This is a genomic window from Salinivibrio sp. MA440 (genome assembly GCF_001996265.1).
Lineage (GTDB): Bacteria > Pseudomonadota > Gammaproteobacteria > Enterobacterales > Vibrionaceae > Salinivibrio > Salinivibrio costicola.
On sequence record NZ_MUFI01000004.1, the window covers coordinates 73,328 to 93,605 of the forward strand.

Annotated in this window: 21 protein-coding genes; 12 read left to right on the forward strand and 9 right to left on the reverse strand. The window is 53.1% G+C overall.

Annotation, left to right across the window (positions count from 1 at the left end):
- The first annotated feature begins 2 nt into the window (after positions 1 to 2).
- From ctaD to BZG80_RS02175, 3 genes are read left to right on the forward strand one after another with little or no spacing between them, the layout of a single operon-like run.
- The gene (gene ctaD / locus BZG80_RS02165; RefSeq protein WP_077678635.1) at positions 3 to 1,604 is read left to right on the forward strand and encodes a cytochrome c oxidase subunit I; all 1,602 of its coding nucleotides are present in this window, start codon (positions 3 to 5) and stop codon (positions 1,602 to 1,604) included.
- On the forward strand, positions 1,594 to 2,121 hold the full coding sequence (locus tag BZG80_RS02170) for a cytochrome c oxidase assembly protein (RefSeq protein ID WP_077670153.1): 528 nt from the start codon (positions 1,594 to 1,596) through the stop codon (positions 2,119 to 2,121). Before ctaD ends, BZG80_RS02170 begins: the two co-directional genes overlap by 11 nt.
- Before the next feature lie 10 nt (positions 2,122 to 2,131).
- Positions 2,132 to 2,998, forward strand: coding sequence for a cytochrome c oxidase subunit 3 (locus tag BZG80_RS02175; RefSeq protein WP_236719577.1), 867 nt, complete (start codon positions 2,132 to 2,134; stop codon positions 2,996 to 2,998).
- A gap of 1 nt (position 2,999) precedes the next feature.
- Here BZG80_RS02175 and BZG80_RS02180 read toward each other — a convergent pair whose 3' ends face one another.
- Positions 3,000 to 3,206 (reverse strand): DUF2909 domain-containing protein, encoded by a 207-nt coding sequence (locus BZG80_RS02180; protein WP_077461475.1) that lies wholly within the window; start codon positions 3,204 to 3,206, stop codon positions 3,000 to 3,002.
- 45 nt (positions 3,207 to 3,251) lie between these two features.
- Between BZG80_RS02180 and BZG80_RS02185 the strand changes: the two genes are divergently transcribed.
- The 4 genes from BZG80_RS02185 to cyoE are packed head-to-tail and all read left to right on the forward strand — an operon-like array spanning position 3,252 to position 6,379.
- On the forward strand, positions 3,252 to 3,959 hold the full coding sequence (locus BZG80_RS02185) for an SURF1 family protein (RefSeq protein ID WP_158011518.1): 708 nt from the start codon (positions 3,252 to 3,254) through the stop codon (positions 3,957 to 3,959).
- A complete protein-coding gene (locus tag BZG80_RS02190; protein ID WP_077660377.1) occupies positions 3,956 to 4,477 on the forward strand; it encodes a hypothetical protein in 522 nt (173 codons plus the stop codon). The genes BZG80_RS02185 and BZG80_RS02190 overlap by 4 nt, the downstream gene beginning before the upstream one ends.
- A gap of 2 nt (positions 4,478 to 4,479) precedes the next feature.
- Positions 4,480 to 5,502 carry a COX15/CtaA family protein gene (locus tag BZG80_RS02195; protein WP_077678637.1) on the forward strand — a complete coding sequence of 341 codons (1,023 nt, stop codon included), beginning with the start codon at positions 4,480 to 4,482 and terminating at the stop codon, positions 5,500 to 5,502.
- On the forward strand, positions 5,477 to 6,379 hold the full coding sequence (gene cyoE / locus BZG80_RS02200; RefSeq protein ID WP_077678638.1) for a heme o synthase: 903 nt from the start codon (positions 5,477 to 5,479) through the stop codon (positions 6,377 to 6,379). The genes BZG80_RS02195 and cyoE overlap by 26 nt, the downstream gene beginning before the upstream one ends.
- A gap of 4 nt (positions 6,380 to 6,383) precedes the next feature.
- Here the strand turns inward: cyoE and BZG80_RS02205 are convergent, their stop codons facing one another.
- The 3 genes from BZG80_RS02205 to BZG80_RS02215 form a co-directional block, all read right to left on the reverse strand.
- The gene (locus tag BZG80_RS02205) at positions 6,384 to 6,632 is read right to left on the reverse strand and encodes a DUF3862 domain-containing protein (RefSeq protein WP_077678639.1); all 249 of its coding nucleotides are present in this window, start codon (positions 6,630 to 6,632) and stop codon (positions 6,384 to 6,386) included.
- A gap of 75 nt (positions 6,633 to 6,707) precedes the next feature.
- Complete coding sequence (nfuA, locus tag BZG80_RS02210) at positions 6,708 to 7,367, reverse strand: Fe-S biogenesis protein NfuA (protein ID WP_174566351.1); 660 nt, start codon at positions 7,365 to 7,367, stop codon at positions 6,708 to 6,710.
- A 36-nt stretch (positions 7,368 to 7,403) separates the two neighbouring features.
- Positions 7,404 to 8,120, reverse strand: coding sequence for a ComF family protein (locus BZG80_RS02215; RefSeq protein WP_077678640.1), 717 nt, complete (start codon positions 8,118 to 8,120; stop codon positions 7,404 to 7,406).
- A gap of 38 nt (positions 8,121 to 8,158) precedes the next feature.
- Between BZG80_RS02215 and bioH the strand changes: the two genes are divergently transcribed.
- The 3 genes from bioH to BZG80_RS02230 all read left to right on the forward strand — a co-directional run bounded on the left by bioH (position 8,159) and on the right by BZG80_RS02230 (position 10,010).
- Complete coding sequence (gene bioH, locus BZG80_RS02220; RefSeq protein WP_077678641.1) at positions 8,159 to 8,938, forward strand: pimeloyl-ACP methyl ester esterase BioH; 780 nt, start codon at positions 8,159 to 8,161, stop codon at positions 8,936 to 8,938.
- 99 nt (positions 8,939 to 9,037) lie between these two features.
- Entirely contained in the window at positions 9,038 to 9,469 is a 432-nt protein-coding gene (locus BZG80_RS02225; protein WP_077678642.1) for a hypothetical protein, read from the forward strand.
- A gap of 67 nt (positions 9,470 to 9,536) precedes the next feature.
- Complete coding sequence (locus BZG80_RS02230) at positions 9,537 to 10,010, forward strand: hypothetical protein (RefSeq protein WP_025744367.1); 474 nt, start codon at positions 9,537 to 9,539, stop codon at positions 10,008 to 10,010.
- Between the two features lie 132 nt (positions 10,011 to 10,142).
- Here BZG80_RS02230 and BZG80_RS02235 read toward each other — a convergent pair whose 3' ends face one another.
- Positions 10,143 to 12,446, reverse strand: coding sequence for a Tex family protein (locus BZG80_RS02235; RefSeq protein WP_077678643.1), 2,304 nt, complete (start codon positions 12,444 to 12,446; stop codon positions 10,143 to 10,145).
- Positions 12,447 to 12,491: 45 nt separating this feature from the next.
- On the reverse strand, positions 12,492 to 12,983 hold the full coding sequence (gene greB / locus BZG80_RS02240; RefSeq protein ID WP_077660371.1) for a transcription elongation factor GreB: 492 nt from the start codon (positions 12,981 to 12,983) through the stop codon (positions 12,492 to 12,494).
- A 221-nt stretch (positions 12,984 to 13,204) separates the two neighbouring features.
- On the opposite strand from greB, the gene ompR reads away from it, so the two are divergent.
- Complete coding sequence (ompR, locus tag BZG80_RS02245) at positions 13,205 to 13,921, forward strand: osmolarity response regulator transcription factor OmpR (protein ID WP_077461486.1); 717 nt, start codon at positions 13,205 to 13,207, stop codon at positions 13,919 to 13,921.
- Positions 13,922 to 13,923: 2 nt separating this feature from the next.
- Positions 13,924 to 15,243 carry a two-component system sensor histidine kinase EnvZ gene (gene envZ, locus BZG80_RS02250; RefSeq protein ID WP_077461487.1) on the forward strand — a complete coding sequence of 440 codons (1,320 nt, stop codon included), beginning with the start codon at positions 13,924 to 13,926 and terminating at the stop codon, positions 15,241 to 15,243.
- A gap of 17 nt (positions 15,244 to 15,260) precedes the next feature.
- On the opposite strand, the gene recG is transcribed toward envZ, so the two are convergent.
- The 3 genes from recG to spoT all read right to left on the reverse strand — a co-directional run bounded on the left by recG (position 15,261) and on the right by spoT (position 20,262).
- On the reverse strand, positions 15,261 to 17,339 hold the full coding sequence (gene recG / locus BZG80_RS02255) for an ATP-dependent DNA helicase RecG (protein ID WP_077660369.1): 2,079 nt from the start codon (positions 17,337 to 17,339) through the stop codon (positions 15,261 to 15,263).
- Between the two features lie 37 nt (positions 17,340 to 17,376).
- On the reverse strand, positions 17,377 to 18,078 hold the full coding sequence (gene trmH, locus BZG80_RS02260; protein ID WP_025744372.1) for a tRNA (guanosine(18)-2'-O)-methyltransferase TrmH: 702 nt from the start codon (positions 18,076 to 18,078) through the stop codon (positions 17,377 to 17,379).
- An 84-nt stretch (positions 18,079 to 18,162) separates the two neighbouring features.
- Positions 18,163 to 20,262 carry a bifunctional GTP diphosphokinase/guanosine-3',5'-bis pyrophosphate 3'-pyrophosphohydrolase gene (spoT, locus tag BZG80_RS02265; protein ID WP_077576361.1) on the reverse strand — a complete coding sequence of 700 codons (2,100 nt, stop codon included), beginning with the start codon at positions 20,260 to 20,262 and terminating at the stop codon, positions 18,163 to 18,165.
- Positions 20,263 to 20,278 lie beyond the last annotated feature (16 nt).

Genomic DNA, 20,278 nt, shown 5'->3' on the forward strand with positions numbered 1-20,278 from the left:
CTATGACAGATACAACGCCAGAATCCGTTCATGACGACCACCACCATAAACCGCGCGGCATCATGCGCTGGGTGCTGACCACTAACCACAAAGACATCGGCTCCATGTATCTGATTTTCAGCTTCACCATGTTTTTGCTGGGTGGCGCGATGGCAATGGTGATCCGTGCGGAATTATTCCAGCCCGGCCTGCAACTGATAGAGCCCAACTTTTTTAATCAAATGACTACGGTTCATGGTTTGATTATGGTGTTTGGCGCGGTCATGCCTGCCTTTACTGGGCTCGCTAACTGGATGGTGCCGATGATGATAGGGGCGCCGGATATGGCGCTACCACGGATGAATAACTGGAGCTTTTGGATTCTGCCGTTTGCGTTTCTATTGTTGATCGGCTCGTTATTTATGGAAGGTGGCGGCCCCAACTTTGGCTGGACCTTCTACGCGCCACTGTCGACTACCTATAGCCCCGATAGCACCGGCTTATTTGTGTTTGCCCTACATATTATGGGGATCAGCTCCATTATGGGGGCGATCAATGTGATTGTGACAATTATCAATATGCGCGCGCCTGGCATGACCTATATGAAAATGCCGCTGTTTGTCTGGACCTGGCTGATAACCGCCTTTTTGCTGATTGCGGTGATGCCGGTATTAGCGGGAGCAGCGACCATGGTGCTGACCGATAAATACTTTGGCACCAGCTTTTTTGATGCAGCGGGGGGCGGTGATCCGGTTTTGTTCCAGCACATTTTCTGGTTCTTTGGTCACCCAGAAGTTTACATCATGATTTTGCCCAGTTTTGGCATTATCTCGGCCATCGTGCCGGCGTTCTCACGCAAACGGCTATTTGGTTACAGCTCCATGGTGTATGCCACCGCCTCGATTGCAGGATTAAGCTTTCTGGTATGGGCACATCATATGTTCACTACCGGGATGCCGGTGTTTGCCGAGCTGTTTTTCATGTTCTGTACCATGCTGATCTCGGTGCCGACTGGGGTCAAAGTGTTTAACTGGGTGGCGACCATGTGGCGAGGCTCGCTAACGTTTGAAGTGCCGATGCTGTTTGCGATTGCATTTATCGTCTTATTTACCATTGGCGGGTTTTCTGGGCTAATGTTGGCGATCACACCGGCTGATTTTCAGTACCACGACACCTACTTTGTGGTGGCGCACTTTCACTATGTTTTAGTCTCAGGGGCGGTGTTCTCGATCATGGCAGCCGCCTATTACTGGCTGCCTAAATGGACTGGGCATATGTTTAATGAAACCCTGGCACAGTGGCATTTTTGGTGCTCAGTGATTTCCGTCAATATTCTTTTTTTTCCGATGCATTTTCTCGGCCTCGCAGGCATGCCACGCCGGATCCCCGATTATGCCCTGCAGTTTGCCGACGTGAACGCCATTGTCAGCATTGGTGGCTTTGCCTTTGGTCTGTCGCAACTCATCTTTTTAGCCGTCGTCATTAAATGCGCGCGTGGTGGCGAGCCTGCTGCCGCTAAACCTTGGGAGGGGGCCGAAGGTCTGGAGTGGACCGTGCCATCGCCCGCGCCTTACCACACCTTTGAGATACCGCCGGATCTGGAGGAAACGCGCTATGGTCACTAAATCAACGCGCTCCGCTCGTCGTCTACTGTTGCTCGCCGTGGGTATGTTTGGTTTTGCCTTTGCCTTAGTTCCGCTCTACGACGTGTTTTGCGACGTGACGGGCATTAATGGCAAAACGGATACCGAGGCGGCCGCATCCAGTGCTGGCATTAACCAAGATCGCTTGGTGACCATTGAATTTATTGCCTACACCAATCCGGGGATGCGTTGGACATTTGAGCCCCAAGTCAACCAGATGCAAGTGCACCCTGGTGCGACTCACACGATTAATTATCTCGCAACGAATAACGCACGCTATGACACCATTGGTCAAGCCGTACCCTCGGTCTCACCGGGGATAGCCGCGCAATACTTTAACAAGATTGAATGCTTTTGTTTTAACCGGCAGCCATTGCCACGTGGCGAGGACGCGGCGTTGCCCCTGGTGTTTTATGTGGATCCTGAGCTGCCGGATGACATTAACCATTTAACGCTGGCCTATACGCTGTTTGATGTCACCGCCAGTGCCAAGGAATAAGGAGGCGATCATGGCGACGCCTGAACGTTACTACGTCCCAGCTGCCAGTATATGGCCGATTGTCGGTGCGCTGGCGCTGTTTTTAATTGCGGCAGGGGCCGGTGCCACGGTAGGCGGCTTGTTTGGGGGATACGGCCCTTGGTTGTTGCTTGCGGGCACCGTACTGATTGTGGTGATGCTGACCGGCTGGTTTCGCGATGTGATCCGCGAATCCATGCAAGGCCTCTACTCGGCTCAAATGGACCGTTCTTTTCGCCAAGGAATGAGCTGGTTTATTTTCTCTGAGGTGATGTTTTTTGGTGCCTTCTTTGGTGCGCTCTTTTACGCCCGCTTTATCGCCGTACCTTGGCTAGGCGGGGCCAGCAATAATGCGATGACCGCGGCGGTATTGTGGCCGGATTTTGTTGCCCAGTGGCCACTGACTGTCACACCGGGCGGGATAGAAACCACGGCAATGCCCGCGATGGGACTGCCCTTGCTTAACACGCTGATCCTCCTGACCTCGTCGGTCACGCTCCATATTGCCCATACTGCGATTGAAAAAAACCAACGCGGACGGCTGAAGGGATTTTTACTGGCGACCGTCTTACTTGGGGCGGTGTTTATGTTCTTTCAAGGCGAAGAGTATGTGCATGCCTATCAAGAAATGAACTTGCGCCTCGATTCAGGCGTGTATGGCAACACCTTCTACTTACTGACGGGCTTCCATGGTTTACACGTGACCTTGGGAACCGTAATGCTCTTGGTTATTTGGTTGCGCGTGATGCGTGGACATTTTAGTCCTGAGCATCACTTTGGCTTTCAAGCCAGTGCGTGGTATTGGCACTTTGTGGATGTGGTGTGGCTGTGCTTGTTTGTGTTGGTTTACATTCTTTAACTCAGTATGGGCGCGGATTGGGGGCAACCCAGCCCATGGAGAGCGCAATCAGCAATAACACGAAGACAATCACGGAAAACAGCACCCGGCGACCGAGATAACGGGATAAAGGCACTGAATTATCGCCTTTTAATAACACGGGCAAGGCACGAAAGAGGTTAAACAAAATAAAAACCAGTAAACAAATCAGAATGGCTTTGATCAACATAAGCGCTCCTTCGCGCAATGGGTAAGTATGAAACAAGGACGACGAATGGGATTTCTGATATTGACTGTGGTTGTGGTCTTGCTGCTCGTCAAGTTAAGCCATTGGCAATGGACGCGTGGCGCGCAAAAAGCCCAACATCTGGCACGGTTTGACGCCAACCAAACACCACAATCACTCACAGGCTCGGTGCAAAAAGGGCAATACCTGGTGATCGATGGCCAGTTTCGCCCCGAGTTCGCCGTGTGGCTCGACAATCAGATTCACCAAGGCCGCGTAGGCTATCGCCTTTTTCTTCCTTTTATTCCAAGCCAGCAGCCATCGCAGTGGTGGTTGGTTGAATTGGGCTGGATGGCCGCGCCTGCGCTTCGTGCATTGCCGGACGTACCCACGTTAGCATCGCGCTATCAACTGTTCGGATTTGCTGACACACCGTCAAAGCGCGTTGTGCTTAAGCAACAGACGGAAACGCAAACCTGGCCGGTGCGGGTACAACGCATTGATTTACCCACATTGCAGGCACGACTACCCGCGCTAGAGGTGCAGTGGCTGATACGGGCAGAAAAACTGGTGGATGTGGCAGCGCCGAGCCGGGATGCCTTGGCGCAAGCAGGGGTGAGGCCGGTGTGGCAGCCAGTGGTGATGCCGCCGACGAAGCACTATGGCTATGCCTTGCAATGGGCACTGATGGCTCTCGCAGTCGGTATCGGTGCGGGCATATGGTGGCACAAAACACAAAGGAAGGAGTGCGAATGAAAGGACGCATGCTTGTCGTGGCATTGATAGGGATCTTTATACTGCCGGTGGTGGTGGCCAAATTAGTGCTCGAGCAAAGTTGGTACCAAAAAGGTGTCACCAATTACGGCCAGTTTCTTGCTGAGCCAGCGACCTTGAATTGGTTACCCGAGCAAGGGCAGTGGCGGTTGATTTATCGGGTGCCAGAGCAGTGTGACTTGGTGTGTGAGCAAGCCCTTTTTCAGTTAACGCAAATTCCTATTGCGGTGGGTAAAGAGCGCGATCGCGTCACTAGCGTGGCCCTGACAAGTACTGCACCGAAAGCGCCGGAGGTACTGACATGGCAAACTTTGACGACCGAGCAGGCGCAGGCATGGCAGCAGCAAGCATTTGATAAAAATACTATTTATCTTAGCGATCCGATGAACAATGTGGTGCTGGCCTATCCAGTCAGTGATGATAACACCCAGTGGATTGCGCAAGGTAAAGGCTTATTGCGCGATCTCAAACGGCTTCTCAAGTTGTCTAAGGTAGGCTGATTATGGCAACACGTCGCTACCAACTCGCCGTCTTATCGACACTGATACTGGCCGTGCTGGTGGTTGGGCTGGGCGCGTTTACCCGTTTAACTGAAGCCGGACTTGGCTGCCCTGATTGGCCCGGATGTTATGGCCACTTGGGCGTGCCCGACAGTGGAACTGCGCAATCGGTGGCGATGTTGCGGTTCCCCGACGCGCCCTTGGATGTGACGAAAGCGTGGAATGAAATGCTGCACCGCTATGTCGCAGGCACCTTAGCATTGGCTATTTTTGCGTTGACTTGGATAAGCTGGCGACGCTCCGATTATCGGGCGTTACGGCCGATGACCACGCTGCTGAGTGTGGTGGTAGTCATGCAAGCGGCGCTCGGGATGTGGACGGTCACCTTAAGCTTAATGCCGGTGGTGGTGATGGCACATTTGCTCGGTGGCTTCACTACGGTGTGTTTGCTGGCTTGGCTTGCGGTGTTGGCAGGGGCAATCAAGCTGCCCGTTATGCAAATATCGCCGCCCGCACGCCGCGTGGGCAGTGTGGCAGTGGTCGCCGTGATCATACAGATAGGATTGGGCGGTTGGACCTCAGCAAATTATGCCGCCACGGTCTGTACGCAGTTACCTATCTGCGAAAGCCCTTGGTGGCAGCTTTTCACCCCCTCGGCGTTTAATCCTATCAGCCCTCACAGCGAGACCTACCAGTTTGGCGTACTGAATCATGCCGAGCGGGTGACCATTCATGCCACGCACCGTCTCGGCGCCATGGTGGTCACCGCATTAGTGCTCGCTTGGGCATGGATGCTGTGGCGTGCTGGGGCGCGTGCGCTGGCAATGGCAGTGAGTGGTGTGTTGGCGATTCAAATTACGTTGGGCGTGACCAACGTGGTCGCGTTGCTGCCGCTAAGTGTGGCGGTGGCGCATAACCTCGGTGGATTGTCGCTACTGGCCATATTACTGCTCTCCCGGTTTTTATGTCTTTCACCGTCGGCCCGACAAGGATCTCACCATGGCACAGTATCAACGCACCGCTAATGTATCGACGCCTGCTGGCGCTAATTGGCGTGATTATTACGAGCTCACCAAACCGCGCGTGGTCGCCATGCTGCTTCTCACCGCGCTGGTGGGGATGTGTTTAGCCACGCCCGGCTGGCCACCCTGGTCGGCGGTGCTGGTGGGATTATTTGGCATTGGCGCACAAGCCAGTGCTGCGGCGGTGTTTAATCACGTGATTGATTGGAAAATTGATACCAAAATGCAGCGTACTCGCCATCGTCCCGTTGCTGAAGGCCGTGTCAGTCAAGGCGCCGCTTTGGTGTTTGCGGTGGCACTGATGGTGAGCGGCTTTATTACCTGTTGGTGGCTGAATCCGCTCACCGCGTGGTTGACCTTTGCCAGCCTGGTGGGTTATGCGTTGGTATACACCCAGTGGCTTAAACCCGCGACACCGCAAAACATTGTCATTGGCGGTTTGGCCGGCGCAATGCCGCCACTACTTGGTTGGACGGCGGTGACAGGCGAGGTCCACGCGCATGCGCTGCTGCTGGTGATGATTATATTCACGTGGACGCCGCCCCACTTTTGGGCGCTGGCGATTCATCGGCGCCATGATTATGCCAAAGCCGATGTGCCGATGCTGCCCGTCACCCACGGGGTTCGCTTTACTCAGACCATGGTTTTGCTTTACACCTTATTGCTGGTGGTGGTGGGGATTTTCCCTTGGCTGACCGGAATGAGTGGTTGGCTGTATCTGGTCGGGGCGACCACGTTAAATCTGGTCTTTGTCGGCTATGCGTGGCGACTGAAAACCCAGTCGCAAAAAGGCATCGCGTGGCAGACCTTTAAGTTCTCGATATGGCATATCTTTGCGACCTTTGTGGTGCTGCTTGCCGACCACGCGTTGCGCTATTAAGAGGCTATTTTAGCCCTTGCGCCGACAGCACGGTGGCTTTATCGGCGACAAACGAGACTTTGATGTGTTGACCATCGCCACCCCATACACAGTGGGTCAATCCCATGGTGTCGTCGCATTGGCTTGGCTCGCCAATGTGAGCAACTACCACGTCATAACTCATGCCGACCTCCAACTGGTCGTAGTTTTGCTTAGTCACTTTCGAGCAACCGGCCAGAAAGACGACCAAGACACAGGCAAAAAAGACGCGCATAACAATACCTCACTCACTGATGTGATCAAAAAACAGGCCTCATGGCCTGTTTTGCTATTAACGTGGTGGTGTCTATTAGTAGTAAGAGTGATCGCCCCGGGCGTGCTCGGTCACATCGCGCACACCGTGTAGCTCACCACTAAATTCAGCCAATAGCTGCTTTTCAATCCCTTCTTTCAAGGTTACATCCACCATGGAGCAACCGTTACACCCGCCACCAAATTGGAGGATGGCCACCGAATCATCAGTGATTTCAATCAGGTTCACATGGCCGCCATGGCTGGCAAGTTGTGGGTTTACCTGGCTTTGAATCACATAATCGACGCGCTCCATCAAAGGTGCATCATCGGCGACTTTACGCATTTTTGCGTTCGGTGCTTTCAGCGTGAGCTGCGAGCCCATTTTATCGGTGACAAAGTCGATCTCTGCTTCGTCGAGAAAAGGGAGACTCAGTTCGTCGATAAACGCAGAAAAACCGTTGAATTTTATCTCGGTATCACTGCTTTCTACCGCTTCCGGCGGACAGTATGAGACACCGCACTCTGCGTTTGGCGTGCCTGGATTGACAACAAACACGCGAATATGGGTGCCCTCGGGCTGCTGCTCAAGCAACTTCACAAAGTGGCTTTGTGCATTTTCTGAAATATTGACTTCTGACACGACAAATACCTGACTAATCCAGTGTGTTTTATACAGTGTACTCCGGTTTGCTTTGGCTATCACCCCTCGAACCATGTGGCTACTTTATGTGCAGGGGTAGCACGCTTACCGCTAGGGTAGATCGGTACGGGCCAAACAGTAAACATCGATCGTTTTTGCACCGGCTTTGCGCAGTAATCGACATAATTGCGATACCGTTTGTCCGGTGGTGACGACATCGTCGACGATGGCGACATGAGAAGCGGGGAGCGGGCCATGAAGAGCAAAAGCACCACACAGATTATGTAACCTGTCTTGCCGACTGAGACCTTGTTGTGGCGCGGTATGTCGGGCGCGAGACAAGTACGTATCCACCACCCGAGTATCAAGGTTGTCGGCAAGTGCCCAAGCCAAGTGCAGACTTTGATTAAACCCTCGTTGCCAACGACGTCGCCAATGCAGCGGCACCGGCAACAGCACCGGTGCGGGGGTGAGAATACGATCACTGAGCTGCTGGGCAAACGGCAATGCCAGCTCGAAGGCTCCTTGGTATTTGAACGCGTGAATTAACTGCGGGAGAGGATCATGGTAGCCACTGATAGCAACCAAGCGGTCCCAAGCTGGCGGCTGGCTGAGGCAGGCGCCACATCGCGCTTGTGGTTGTGAAACAGGCAGTCCACAACACTGACAAAGTAAACACTGATGATGGGCATCCCAACACGCATCACAGCACAGGGAGTGATGGGCAGGCAAGGCGAGGTGGCAAACGGGACACTGTAAGGGCAAGAGTTTGCCTCGCCAGTGGGTCAGTACACGTGTAAAGCGCCGTGGCACGATTGTTGATATCATAAGCGTCCTGAGTAAAAAGCAATCAAGGCAGTGTAAACATGGCGGAATGTGATTGGCAGTCGCACGGACAAGGACCCGATCTGGTTCTCATTCATGGTTGGGGTATGAACAGCGCAGTGTGGTCATTAATCTTGCCGTACCTAACACCACACTTTCGGGTGCACTGTGTTGATTTACCCGGTTTTGGCTATAGCGCGGCACAACCGGGGCTTAATATCGAAGATCTGGCACAAGTGTTGCTTAAAGAATCACCAGTAGATGCCACTTGGATAGGCTGGTCGTTAGGTGGGTTAGTGGCAACACAAGCCGCGCTTTTATCGCCACAGCGTGTAACTAGATTGGTTACCATCGCCAGCTCACCCAAGTTTGTTGCCGAACCTGGGTGGCGAGGAATTAAACCTGGGGTGCTCGGTGACTTTGCTCGTCAGCTTGAGCGTGACCTTTCGCTGACAGTAGAGCGCTTTATGGCGCTGCAAGCGATGGGATCACCAACCGCGAGAAAAGATGTAAAAGCGCTTAAGCAAGCGGTATTTTCGCGGCCAACACCGGACCCTCGTGCGCTTGCGGATGGCTTAGCCATGTTAGCAGATACGGATTTGCGTCAGGGCTGTGGCGCTATCAAGGTGCCTTGGTTGAGAATGTATGGGCGGTTAGATGGTTTAGTGCCGGTATCGGTGGCTGATGCGGTATCAACATTGGCTCCGGACTCACACAGTGAGGTCCTGACACACAGTGCTCACGCGCCGTTCGTGACCGAGCCTGAAGCGGTGATAGACAAGCTAAAAGCCTTTTTAGGCAACAAGTTGCCGGCAACATAGCCAGTGCGGATCATTTTTTTGGTAGAATTGACTCAATCCTGTCACGGTTCTGCCGATAAGTTAACTATGTCACTTGTTTTGGCATAAGGAGAGACCATAATGAACGTAGGTAACGTTGGGCAGTCTCCGGCGTATCATCAAGCGATGAAGTCCAAAACGCCGGCACAGCCGCAGCAAAATGCGGACAAACAAGCTGAGCAGGTGTCCAAAGCCAATACTTTTAAGGATCACGTCGCAAAAGCGAATGAGGTCAAAGAAGGTGATAAACCGGCTTCGCCTCAAGCCGCAAAACACCATGTTGACGTGAAAGGCGGCGCTGACGTGAAAGACGGCGCCAACGCTGGTGCGGTCGCTAAAGCCCAAGAGGGAAAAGAGCCGGAAGAAACGTCCGCCGTAAAGTCGTTTACCTACGGCGCATTGGGGATGGATCATCCGGAGAAAGTCCAAGAAAGCGATGATTCATCGTACACTGCGGGTAAATTTGTGTCGGCCTTAGGTACAATAGGTACAATACTCGCGGTTATCGTCTAAACTGATAGAAAGACGACAAGGCCGCACTAACAATTAGGCCTTCAGCTGGTGTGGGAGGTAGCATCAGATGAACATATCGCCAGCCAGCGTCAGTATTCCAACTGTCGCGCCATCGGTGAACCCGCCAACGGAGCAAGTTGCGCGGGACAATCGCTTGCGCGAAAAAATCGTCCCTGCTAAGTCATCTCCCGAGCCCGACAATGGTAAAGCCCCTTCTGATCAAGATAAGCAGCTGGGACGTTCATCCTGGGATCCTGCCCAACACCCCAACTACTCGCTGGACTATCAGCGTGATTCATTAACGCATGCCGACTACGATGGCGCCAATATCGCAGGTCGTATCGATGCCATAGCACGCACGGATCCCAGTGAGCAAGCTCGCCAAGATAATGGCTACACGATGGGCTTAAAAATGCCCGAAGAAGTGTTAGAAAAAATTGAGCAGCTAAAACGGTTTGAGCAAACGCGTGCGGTAGTGGCGATGCGCTACCAGCAGGCAAGCGTGGCGAACATGCCCTCCGAAGTATTGATTGTGATTTAATACGATCCAGTCCTTAAGCCATGTCCTGATTAAGACAAAATATAAAAAGCCCCGCCAGTATTGGCGGGGCCATTAGTGTCTAAATATGCCATTTGTTAGGCACTATTAGGTTAGCTCTATATACCTTTGACTTTAAGAGCGCTTGGCGCGCGCAAAGGCATCGGCCATGCTCCCTCCTAGGGAAGATGATGATTGCTGTTTGGGCGCCTTGCTTTCGCGCTGCTTAGTCGGCCTCGCTTTCGCGTTCGCTTCCGATGCCTCGGGCGTATCATCAAGACGCATTGATAAGCCAATCCGTTTGCGCGCCACGTCCACTTCCATGACTTTAACTTTTACTACATCACCGGCTTTGACCACCTCACGTGGGTCGCTGACAAAGCGCGTCGACAGCGCAGAGATATGGACTAAACCGTCTTGATGAACACCCACGTCGACGAAGGCGCCAAAGTGAGTGACATTGGTCACCACACCTTCGAGCTGTATCCCAGGCTTCAAATCACTGATTTGATTAATGCCATCGGCAAAGGTCGCCGTTTTGAACTCTGGACGCGGATCGCGACCGGGTTTCGCAAGCTCACTCAGCACATCGGCGACAGTGATCGCCCCAAAGGTGTCATTGGCATAATCATTGGCGTTTAAACTTTGCAGTACGCCCCCGTTGCCGATTAATGCATCGACCGCTTTACCCGTCTTTTGGGCGATGTGTTTGACCAGTGGGTAGGTTTCTGGGTGAACGCCGGAGCGGTCGAGCGGATTGGTACCGTCCATGACGCGTAAAAATCCCGCGCACTGTTCATAGGCTTTGGGGCCCAAACGAGGTACTTTCAGCAGTGTCTTGCGCTCATTAAAGCGGCCGTTTTGGTCGCGAAACGCAACAATGTTTTGTGCCATCGTTTGGCTTAAGCCCGCCACGCGCGTGAGCAACGGTGCAGAGGCAATATTCAAATCTACGCCCACGGCGTTGACACAATCTTCCACCACCGCATCAAGCTTTTTGGCCAGTTGGTGCTGAGAGACATCATGCTGGTATTGGCCCACCCCAATCGACTTAGGATCAATCTTTACCAGCTCCGCCAAAGGATCTTGCAGGCGACGAGCGATTGAGACGGCGCCACGGAGCGACACATCTAAGTCTGGAAACTCGTTAGCCGCTAGCTCAGAGGCTGAGTAAACCGAGGCACCGGCTTCGCTGACCATCACCGTTTGAATGCTTAAATCAGCCTGCTTGAGCAAGGTGGTCACAAAGCTTTCTGTCTCGCGAGAGGCAGTGCCATTGCCCACGGCAATCAAACTCACGTTATGGCTTTTAATAAAGCGGTGCAGCACTTTGCTTGCGCCGTCTATATCATGTCGAGGTGCGGTAGGATAAATGGTGGCGGTATCGAGCAGTTTGCCGGTGCCGTCAACCACGGCGACCTTGCAGCCGGTACGCAGGCCAGGATCAATACCTAAGGTGCAGCGAGGGCCTGCTGGCGCGGCCATCAATACATCTTTGAGGTTGGCGGCAAACACATCAATGGCATCGTCTTCCGCCCGCTCTTTGAGGTTAGCCATAAACTCAGTTTCTAGGTGCATCAAGATTTTGACCCGCCAGGCAAAGGCTATCACTTGTTGGCGCCAGCGGTCAGCTGGGGCGCTGCCCAAAGAAAGCTGATAATGCTGAGCGATCATGGTCTCGCACACGCTTTGCTTGCTTGCTGGATCTTGATCCGGATCGGCAATCAATGCCAGCTGTAATACGCCTTCGTTGCGGCCGCGCAACATGGCCAGCGCGCGGTGAGAAGGCACTTTGGCAATCGACTCTTGGTGATCAAAGTAGTCTTTAAACTTGGCACCGGCGTCTTCCTGACCAGCAACCACGGTGGCGCGCAGCACCGCATATTGCTTCAGGTATTGGCGTAGCGTTTCAAGCAGGCTGGCATCTTCGGCAAGACGCTCCATCATGATCGCTCGGGCACCATCCAGCGCCGCTTTGGTATCGGCCACACCTTTATCAGGGGCCACAAATGGTGCGGCGGTGGTCTCAGGTGTTTGGGATGGATCGTGCCATAGCGTATCAGCAAGAGGTTCCAACCCTGCTTCGATGGCAATCTGCCCTTTGGTCCGGCGTTTCGGTTTGTAGGGAAGGTATAAATCTTCCAGTCGGTTTTTGCTCTCTGCGGCGATAATATCGCGGCGTAGCCCCTCGGTCAGCTTGCCTTGTTCGTCAATCGATTTGAGGATGGTGTCACGACGAGCGTCTAATTCGCGCAGATAGACCAAACGGGTCTCAAGGGTGCGTAACTGCGAATCGTCTAAACCTTGCGTGGCTTCTTTACGGTAGCGGGCGATAAAAGGGACAGTGTTTCCGTCGTCCAGCAGTGTTACCGCGGTGTTGACCTGGCCAGGCGCGACATTAAGCTCTTGGGCCAGGGTTTGGATAATCGATGTGTGCATGTGTTTCCTTTTCGTTCCCATCAAGGTCATCAAGATGAGTGATGCTCAGACTGAATCATTGCCTGGCTTGGGATAGGTGATAGTATTGATAAACCACTGTTTTTCGCCTTCCGGCGTTGACACCACGACGTCATCGTCGACCGCTTTTTTCAATAACGCGCGCGCCATGGGGGCATCAATCGAAATGTAGTCTTTGCGCTCATAAATTTCATCGGGACCGACAATGCGAAATTGCTTGGTGTCGCCGGCCTCGTTTTCAATCTCGACCCAGGCGCCAAAAAACACTCGGCCCTCTTGCTCGGGCGCATAATCGACAATGGTTAAGTCGTTCAGCCGCTTGCGCAGGTAGCGGACACGGCGGTCGATTTGCCGCAACAGCCGTTTATTATAGGTGTAGTCCGCGTTTTCTGAACGATCCCCTAAACTGGCGGCCCAGCTGACAATTTTGGTCACTTCTGGACGTCGCTCGTGCCACAGGTAATCGTGCTCGGTTTTGAGCGCATTAAACCCTTCACGGGTCACCAATTTGGTTTTCACGTTACCTCTCCTTTCACTAGCCAACTGGCGTCGTGCGATATAACCTTGTTCAGGAAAGTACAAGAAGCGAGTGAGCTTGTCGAGGCAACACTCGGTAACAATTTACCGTACAGTTCTGTGCGGACAAACACGCGGCCTGGCGCACAACTGTGGCAAAATTCAATCAGATGACGGTAATAGCTGCTTGATGATTAGGCAGCGAACAGCATTGAGGGCGAAGCATGCAAGAGAACTATAAAATTCTAGTCGTGGATGATGATATGCGTCTGCGTTCACTGCTAGAGCGCTACCTGACCGAGCAAGGGTTTCAGGTACGAAGTGTCGCCAATGCCGAACAAATGGATCGATTATTGGCGCGTGAAGCCTTTAATCTTATGGTGCTTGATTTAATGCTCCCTGGGGAAGATGGCCTGTCGATATGCCGCCGCTTGCGCCAAGCCAATAATCAATTGCCCATTTTAATGCTGACGGCGAAAGGGGATGAAATTGACCGAATTGTCGGTTTGGAGGTCGGAGCCGACGATTACTTACCTAAGCCGTTTAACCCACGAGAATTACTGGCTCGGGTGCGTGCGGTTTTACGCCGTCAAACAATAGAAGCGCCTGGCGCGCCGAGTGCTGACTCCACCACGGTCACCTTTGGTGAGTTTCGTCTTAATTTGGGCACGCGTGAGATGTTTCGTAATGACGAACCGATGACACTCACCTCGGGGGAATTTGCAGTGCTCAAAGCTTTAGTGACCAATGCGCGTGAGCCGCTTTCTCGGGACAAACTCATGAACATGGCGCGTGGCCGCGAGTACTCAGCGATGGAGCGCTCGATTGATGTACAAATCTCCCGTTTACGCCGTATGGTCGAGGAGGATCCAAGCAAACCGCGTTATATCCAAACGGTGTGGGGACTCGGCTACGTGTTTGTGCCTGATGGTGAGGTGTAGCGATGCGGATGTCACCGCGGACGAGCTTCGCGCGAACCTTATTGATTTTGGCTGGCTTATTAATTGCCAGCCAAGTTTTTTCTTACCTGACCATTGTTAATTATGCGTTGCTGCCGAGCTTGCAGCAGTTCAATAAGATTTTAGCCTTTGAAGTCCGCTTGATGCTGGAAGAAGACTGGTATCTGAAAGATGGTGAAGTCCTTCATCTGGGTGAGCCGGTGCGCCGACAATTGCTGGAACAAATTGGGGTAACCCTCCATGCGCCAAGCAGTGAGCGCGCAAGCGCGTTCCAAGATGCGATGGAGATTGACTACTTAAGCGAACATATTAGCGAAGAGCTCGGAACAAAGACCCAAGTGCGCCTGGTCAGTGGCGAAGAAAGCTATGTGTTATGGCTGAAGTTTGAGGCCATTGATGATTTTTTAATGCGGATCCCCTTATCGGAGCTGCATCAAGATGACTTTGCGCCGCTGTTTCAATATAGCTTGGTGATTGCGTTGTTGGTGATTGCCGGCGGCTGGTTGTTTATTAAGATGCAAAACCGACCCCTGGTTGCGTTGGAGCGGGCCGCGCTCGATGTCGCCGATGGTCGCTTTCCTGATCCCGTCCCACCCCGGGGGGCGTCAGAAATTCAGGCGGTGACCGTGGCCTTTAATAAAATGTCAGCAGGGATACGTAAACTCGAAGAAGATCGCGCCTTGTTAATGGCGGGCGTCAGCCATGATTTACGCACACCACTCACGCGCATTCGACTGGCGACTGAAATGATGTCATCCGACGATGCGTATTTGGCCGATAGCATCACCGAAGACACGGAAGAGTGTAATGAGATCATTAATCAATTCATGGATTATTTACGCGCGGTGCAACAGCAAGATCCGGATCCCGTTGATTTATCCACCATCTGTCGCGATGTAGCGAACCATCAGCAGTCAATGGGCGTTGATATTGTCTTGGACTTAGAATCGCTGCACGGTGATTTATATGCCAACTCGGTGGCGCTAAAACGGGCGGTTACCAACCTCGTGGTTAATGCGGTGCGTTATGGCAATGGCTGGGTAAGGCTGCGGTGTGGTAGCAATGCGGACCATACGTATCAATGGGTGGAGGTGGAAGATAATGGTCCGGGCATTGATGCGAGTCTCGAAAATACCTTGTTCCAGCCGTTTACTCGCGGCGATACGGCGCGGGGTAGCGAAGGAACAGGGCTAGGGCTTGCGATCGTGAAACGGATTGTTGAACAGCTTCATGGCGATATTCGTTTATCATCACGGACCGAAGGCGGGCTGCGGATCCAAATGACGTTCCCGGTCGGTAAATAGGCCGCGTTAAGCGGCCATTAGGCGTTGGAATAGTGGGTTTTATGTCCCAACCAGCGGCGAATGATGGCCTGTGCATGTTTGGGGTAGTGCTGGTGCAAATGACTGGCCAGCTTTTGTACCTCGGGGATCAGCGCTTGGTCGCGGACTAAATCGGCAATTTTAAACTCAGCCAAACCGGTCTGGCGGGTGCCCAATAACTCGCCTGGCCCACGGATATCGAGATCGCGTTGAGCAATGACAAAGCCGTCATTGCTGTCTCGCAGTACGCCCAAGCGCTGAGTGGCTGTTGTCGACAAAGGGGCATGATAAAGCAGCACACAATGGCTGGCGACGGATCCACGACCGACACGGCCACGTAGCTGGTGGAGTTGTGCCAGCCCGAGTCGTTCAGGGTTTTCGATAATCATTAGGCTGGCGTTAGGGACATCGACGCCCACTTCAATGACAGTGGTTGCCACCAATAACTGCACCTCGCCTTGCTTAAAGGCATCCATCACTGCGTGTTTTTCCGCCGCTTTCATTCGGCCATGAACCAGGCCAATGGTCAGATTCGGTAACGCTTCTTTGAGTGCCGTAGTCGTATCTTCAGCGGCTTGCGCCTCTAAAGCGTCAGACTCTTCAATTAATGTGCATACCCAATAGGCTTGCCGACCATCACTGCAGGCGGCGTTGACCCGGGCAATAATGTCATCACGGCGCGTGTCCGGCACCGCAACGGTTTGAATCGGCGTGCGTCCTGGTGGCAATTCATCAATCACCGAGGTTTCTAAGTCGGCATAGGCGGTCATCGCCAAGGTGCGTGGAATAGGCGTAGCGGTCATGATCAACTGATGTGGATGCGCGCCCTGTTGCTCGCCTTTTTCACGCAAGGCAAGCCGTTGGTGGACACCAAACCGGTGTTGCTCGTCGATGATCACCAGCGCCAAGCTTTTAAATTGGACACTGGCTTGAAATAACGCATGAGTACCGACCACCATTTGCGCCTCGCCGTCGGCGATGTGTGCCAAGGTTTGTGTCCGTGCCTTGCCTTTTAATTTACCGGCAAGCCAGCCGACTTGGATACCTAGCGGCTCTAGCCATTGGGCAAAATTGGTGGCGTGTTGCTCGGCCAATAGCTCGGTCGGTGCCATTAACGCAACCTGATGGCCTTGTTCGATAGCTTGTAAGGCGGCGAGTACGGCGACCAAGGTTTTACCGGCGCCGACATCACCTTGGACTAAGCGCATCATCGGGAATGGTTTGGCTAAATCGGCACTGATCTCGCTAACCACTCGTGATTGTGCCCCTGTGGGAGAGAAGGGCAAATTGTCTAACAGGCGTTGTCCGAGCGAGTGACTCGGGGCGAGGGCGACCCCTTTCACTTGCTGTGCGTGATGACGAACTGACAGCATCGACAGGTGCTGGGCAAGGAGCTCTTCAATGATTAATCGTCGCTGGGCGGGATGTTGGCCCGTTAATAAATCATCCAGTACCGTCTCTGGCGGAGGGCGGTGCAATAGGTGTAAGGCGTCACGCAAAGACAGTTGTCGATCGTACAAGCCTTCAGGGAGTAATTCTTCGACACCGCTTTTATCTAATAAAGCTAGCGCTTGGTCGGTGAGCTGACGTAGCGTTGCTTGGCGCAGCCCCTCGGTGGTCGGGTAGACCGGCGTCAGCGTTTCTTCCATCACCAACTCGGAGGGCTCGGAAAAGACTTGATACTCGGGGTGAATGATTTCTAGCCCGTGTTTGCCCCGTTTAAGTTCGCCATAGGCTTTCACCTGTTTGCCGACCGCCAAGCTATTTTTCATCGCGGCATTAAAATTGAAAAAGCGTAGCGTTAACGCGCCGCTGCCATCTTGCACCCGAACCGTGAGCATCCGGCGGCGGCCAAACACGGTGTCATTATGGGTGATTTCACCTTCGATGGTGGCATGCTGGCCAGGTAATAGACTGGCAACCGGCCACACTCGGGTGCGATCTTCATAGCGATACGGCAGATGAAACAACACGTCCTGCACCGTATGCAGGCCGATTTTAGCCAGCTTTTCAGCCATTTTACTGCCGACACCCTTAAAGGTATCGACGGTTACTGCGCTAAGCATGGAAGATTGCATCCGTTTCTTTATCCGTCAGGTTGAGCTTGCTAAGCGATTAACGCGCGTGTTTTGCCGCCTGCATGCTCGCCCACCATGTTTCGTCAGCAATAATTTGCCCATTGTCATCGAGTGGCGGATAAGGCAGCCCCTTTTGCTTGGCCACGCGGGCGAGCACCGGATGACCGCGCTCAAACAGGATGTGATGCACTTCATCGTCGGGCAAGCGTGTCTTCGCCAACTGGTACATGCCTGCCGCTTGGCGTTGGCGTTGCGCTTCGTACAAAATCAAGGCGCTAGCCACTGACACGTTCAGCGACTGTACCATACCCACCATTGGAATGAGGATGTCTTGATCGGCTTTATCGAGCGCTTCGCGACTGATGCCATGTTTTTCTTGGCCGAGGATAATGGCGGTTGGTCGGGTGTAATCAACCTCACGAAAGTCGATGGCCGTTTCCGATAGGTTAGTGACCAATACTTGCATGCCTTGCGCTTGCATGGCCTCAAAAGCATCCGCGGTCGTGTTATGGGTGACCACGTCAATCCAATTGCGTGAACCGGCAGATGTACCGCCTAAGGTCCGCATTTTGGTGCCTTCTGGCCATACCGCATGCATACGATGAATGCCCACCGCATCGGCAGTACGAATGATGGCAGAAATGTTATTGGGCTTGTGGACTTGCTCCATACACACAGTGAGATCAGGCTGGCGCTTTGCCAGCACCTGATGAATGCGTTCAAAGCGTTCAGGTGTCATGATTCAATTCCGTAAATGACAGACGAAAGACAAACGCGCCCACCAAAAGGGTGGGCGACAGACAATAATAATGTATCGCGACGATCAGTTCTTTTGGCGGCTGACCTTCACCACATTGGGCATCACCCGCAGGCGGCGCATAATGTTGGCGAGGTGCACCCGATCTTTGGTCGTTAATCGAACAAAGATAGTGTACAAGCGACCATCACGCTCTTCAGTGGAGAGCCCTTGGATATTGGAGCCCGTTGAGGCAATGGTGTTGGTTAAATCGGCCAACGCGCCTTGATGGTTTTGCATATCGACTCTGACGCGGGTACTGAACTCTTGCTCAAAATCATCCGCCCATTCCACCGGCATATACTTATCCGGCTCTTGGCGGTGACCGCGAATATTGGCACAGGTTTCACGGTGAATCACCAACCCCTTGCCGGGACTAACATGGGCAATGATAGGATCGCCTGGAATGGGGCGACAACAGTTGGCATAGGTCACTAGAATGCCATCGGCACCGCGAATCGGCATTTTACCTTCGGTAGGCGCGGCCGGGTCTTGATTCAGTAAGCGACGTGCTATCACCACGCTCATGAGTTCACCCAAACCAATCGAGGCGAGTAAGTCGTCGCTGGTTTTGAGCTTGAGATCGCTTAACACGGTATCGACTCGCGCGGCGTCGATGTCCGGCAAGTTTTGTTCCCCAAGCGCATGATTGAGTAAGCGGCGGCCTAAGGTCACCGACTCTTCCCGACGCATGGTTTTCAGTACCTGACGAATCTTGGTACGCGCCCGTGCCGTGACCACATAGTTAAGCCAAGCGGCATTGGGGCGCGCGCCTGGCGCAGTGATGATCTCGACGGTCTGGCCGTTTTTTAACGGCTGACTGAGCGGATAGGGCTGACGATTAACTCGCGCACCGACACAGGTATTGCCGACATCCGTATGCACGGCATAGGCAAAATCGACCGCGGTCGCATCGACCGGCAGCTCGACAATTCGCCCTTTCGGCGTAAAGACGTAAAGCTCATCGGGGAAAAGGTCTGACTTAACGCTTTCGATGAACTCAAAGGAGCTCCCGGCACTTTGTTGCAGCTCGATAATGTTTTGCATCCATCGTTGCGCCCGTTTTTGCGCGGTGGTCCCTGATGGACGATCGGAGCCGTTTTTATAAGCCCAGTGCGCCGCGACCCCTTTATCCGCCATTTGATCCATATCTTCGGTACGAATCTGCACTTCAACCGGGACACCGTGGGGGCCGATCATCGACGTATGCAGTGATTGATAGCCGTTCGCTTTGGGAACGGCGATATAATCTTTGACGCGGCTAGGGCGAGGCTTATACAGGCTGTGCATTTGCCCCAGCACCCGATAACAGGTATCGAGATCGCGCACGATCACCCGAAACGCATACAAATCCATGATGGTATGGAAACGCTGCTCTTTGTTTCTCATCTTGTTGTAGATGGAATAGAGATTTTTTTCTCGGCCCAGTACACGGGCCTCAATGCCAGCATCTTCAAGTCGCCCTTCGATTTCCGCATGGATTTTTTGAATCATCTCTTTGCGGTTTCCCCGAGCTTGCGCAATCACTTTTTTGAGCACGCGATAGCGATTGGGGTAGAGGGCTTCAAAGCCCAGCTCTTCGAGCTCGACTTTTATATTATGGATACCTAAACGATGAGCGAGTGGGGCAAAAATCTCTAGGGTTTCGCGGGCAATACGACGCTTTTTATCCGGACGTAGGGCGCCCAGTGTGCGCATGTTATGGGTACGATCGCCGAGTTTGATCAAAATAACGCGAATGTCATGCGCCATGGCCATGACCATTTTGCGAAAGTTCTCGGCTTGGGCTTCTTTGCGATCACGGAATTTGAGCTTGTCGAGCTTAGACACGCCGTCAACCAGTTCAGCCACCACATCACCAAAGCGCTGCTGCAGATCGTCTTTGGTCACCTCGGTGTCTTCAATGACATCGTGTAATAACGCCGCCATGAGGGTTTCACAATCCAAACGCATTTCTGCCAGGATCCGTGCTACCGCAATGGGGTGAATGATGTAAGGTTCGCCCGTTGAACGAGTCTGCCCGTCATGGGCATCCCGTGCTACTAGGTAAGCTTGCCGGAGCGCTTCAAGCTGTGACTCCGGCAAATATTGACTAGCAACTTCTTTCAGGCTATCAAATAGATACAAACGGCCTGTCCCTGAT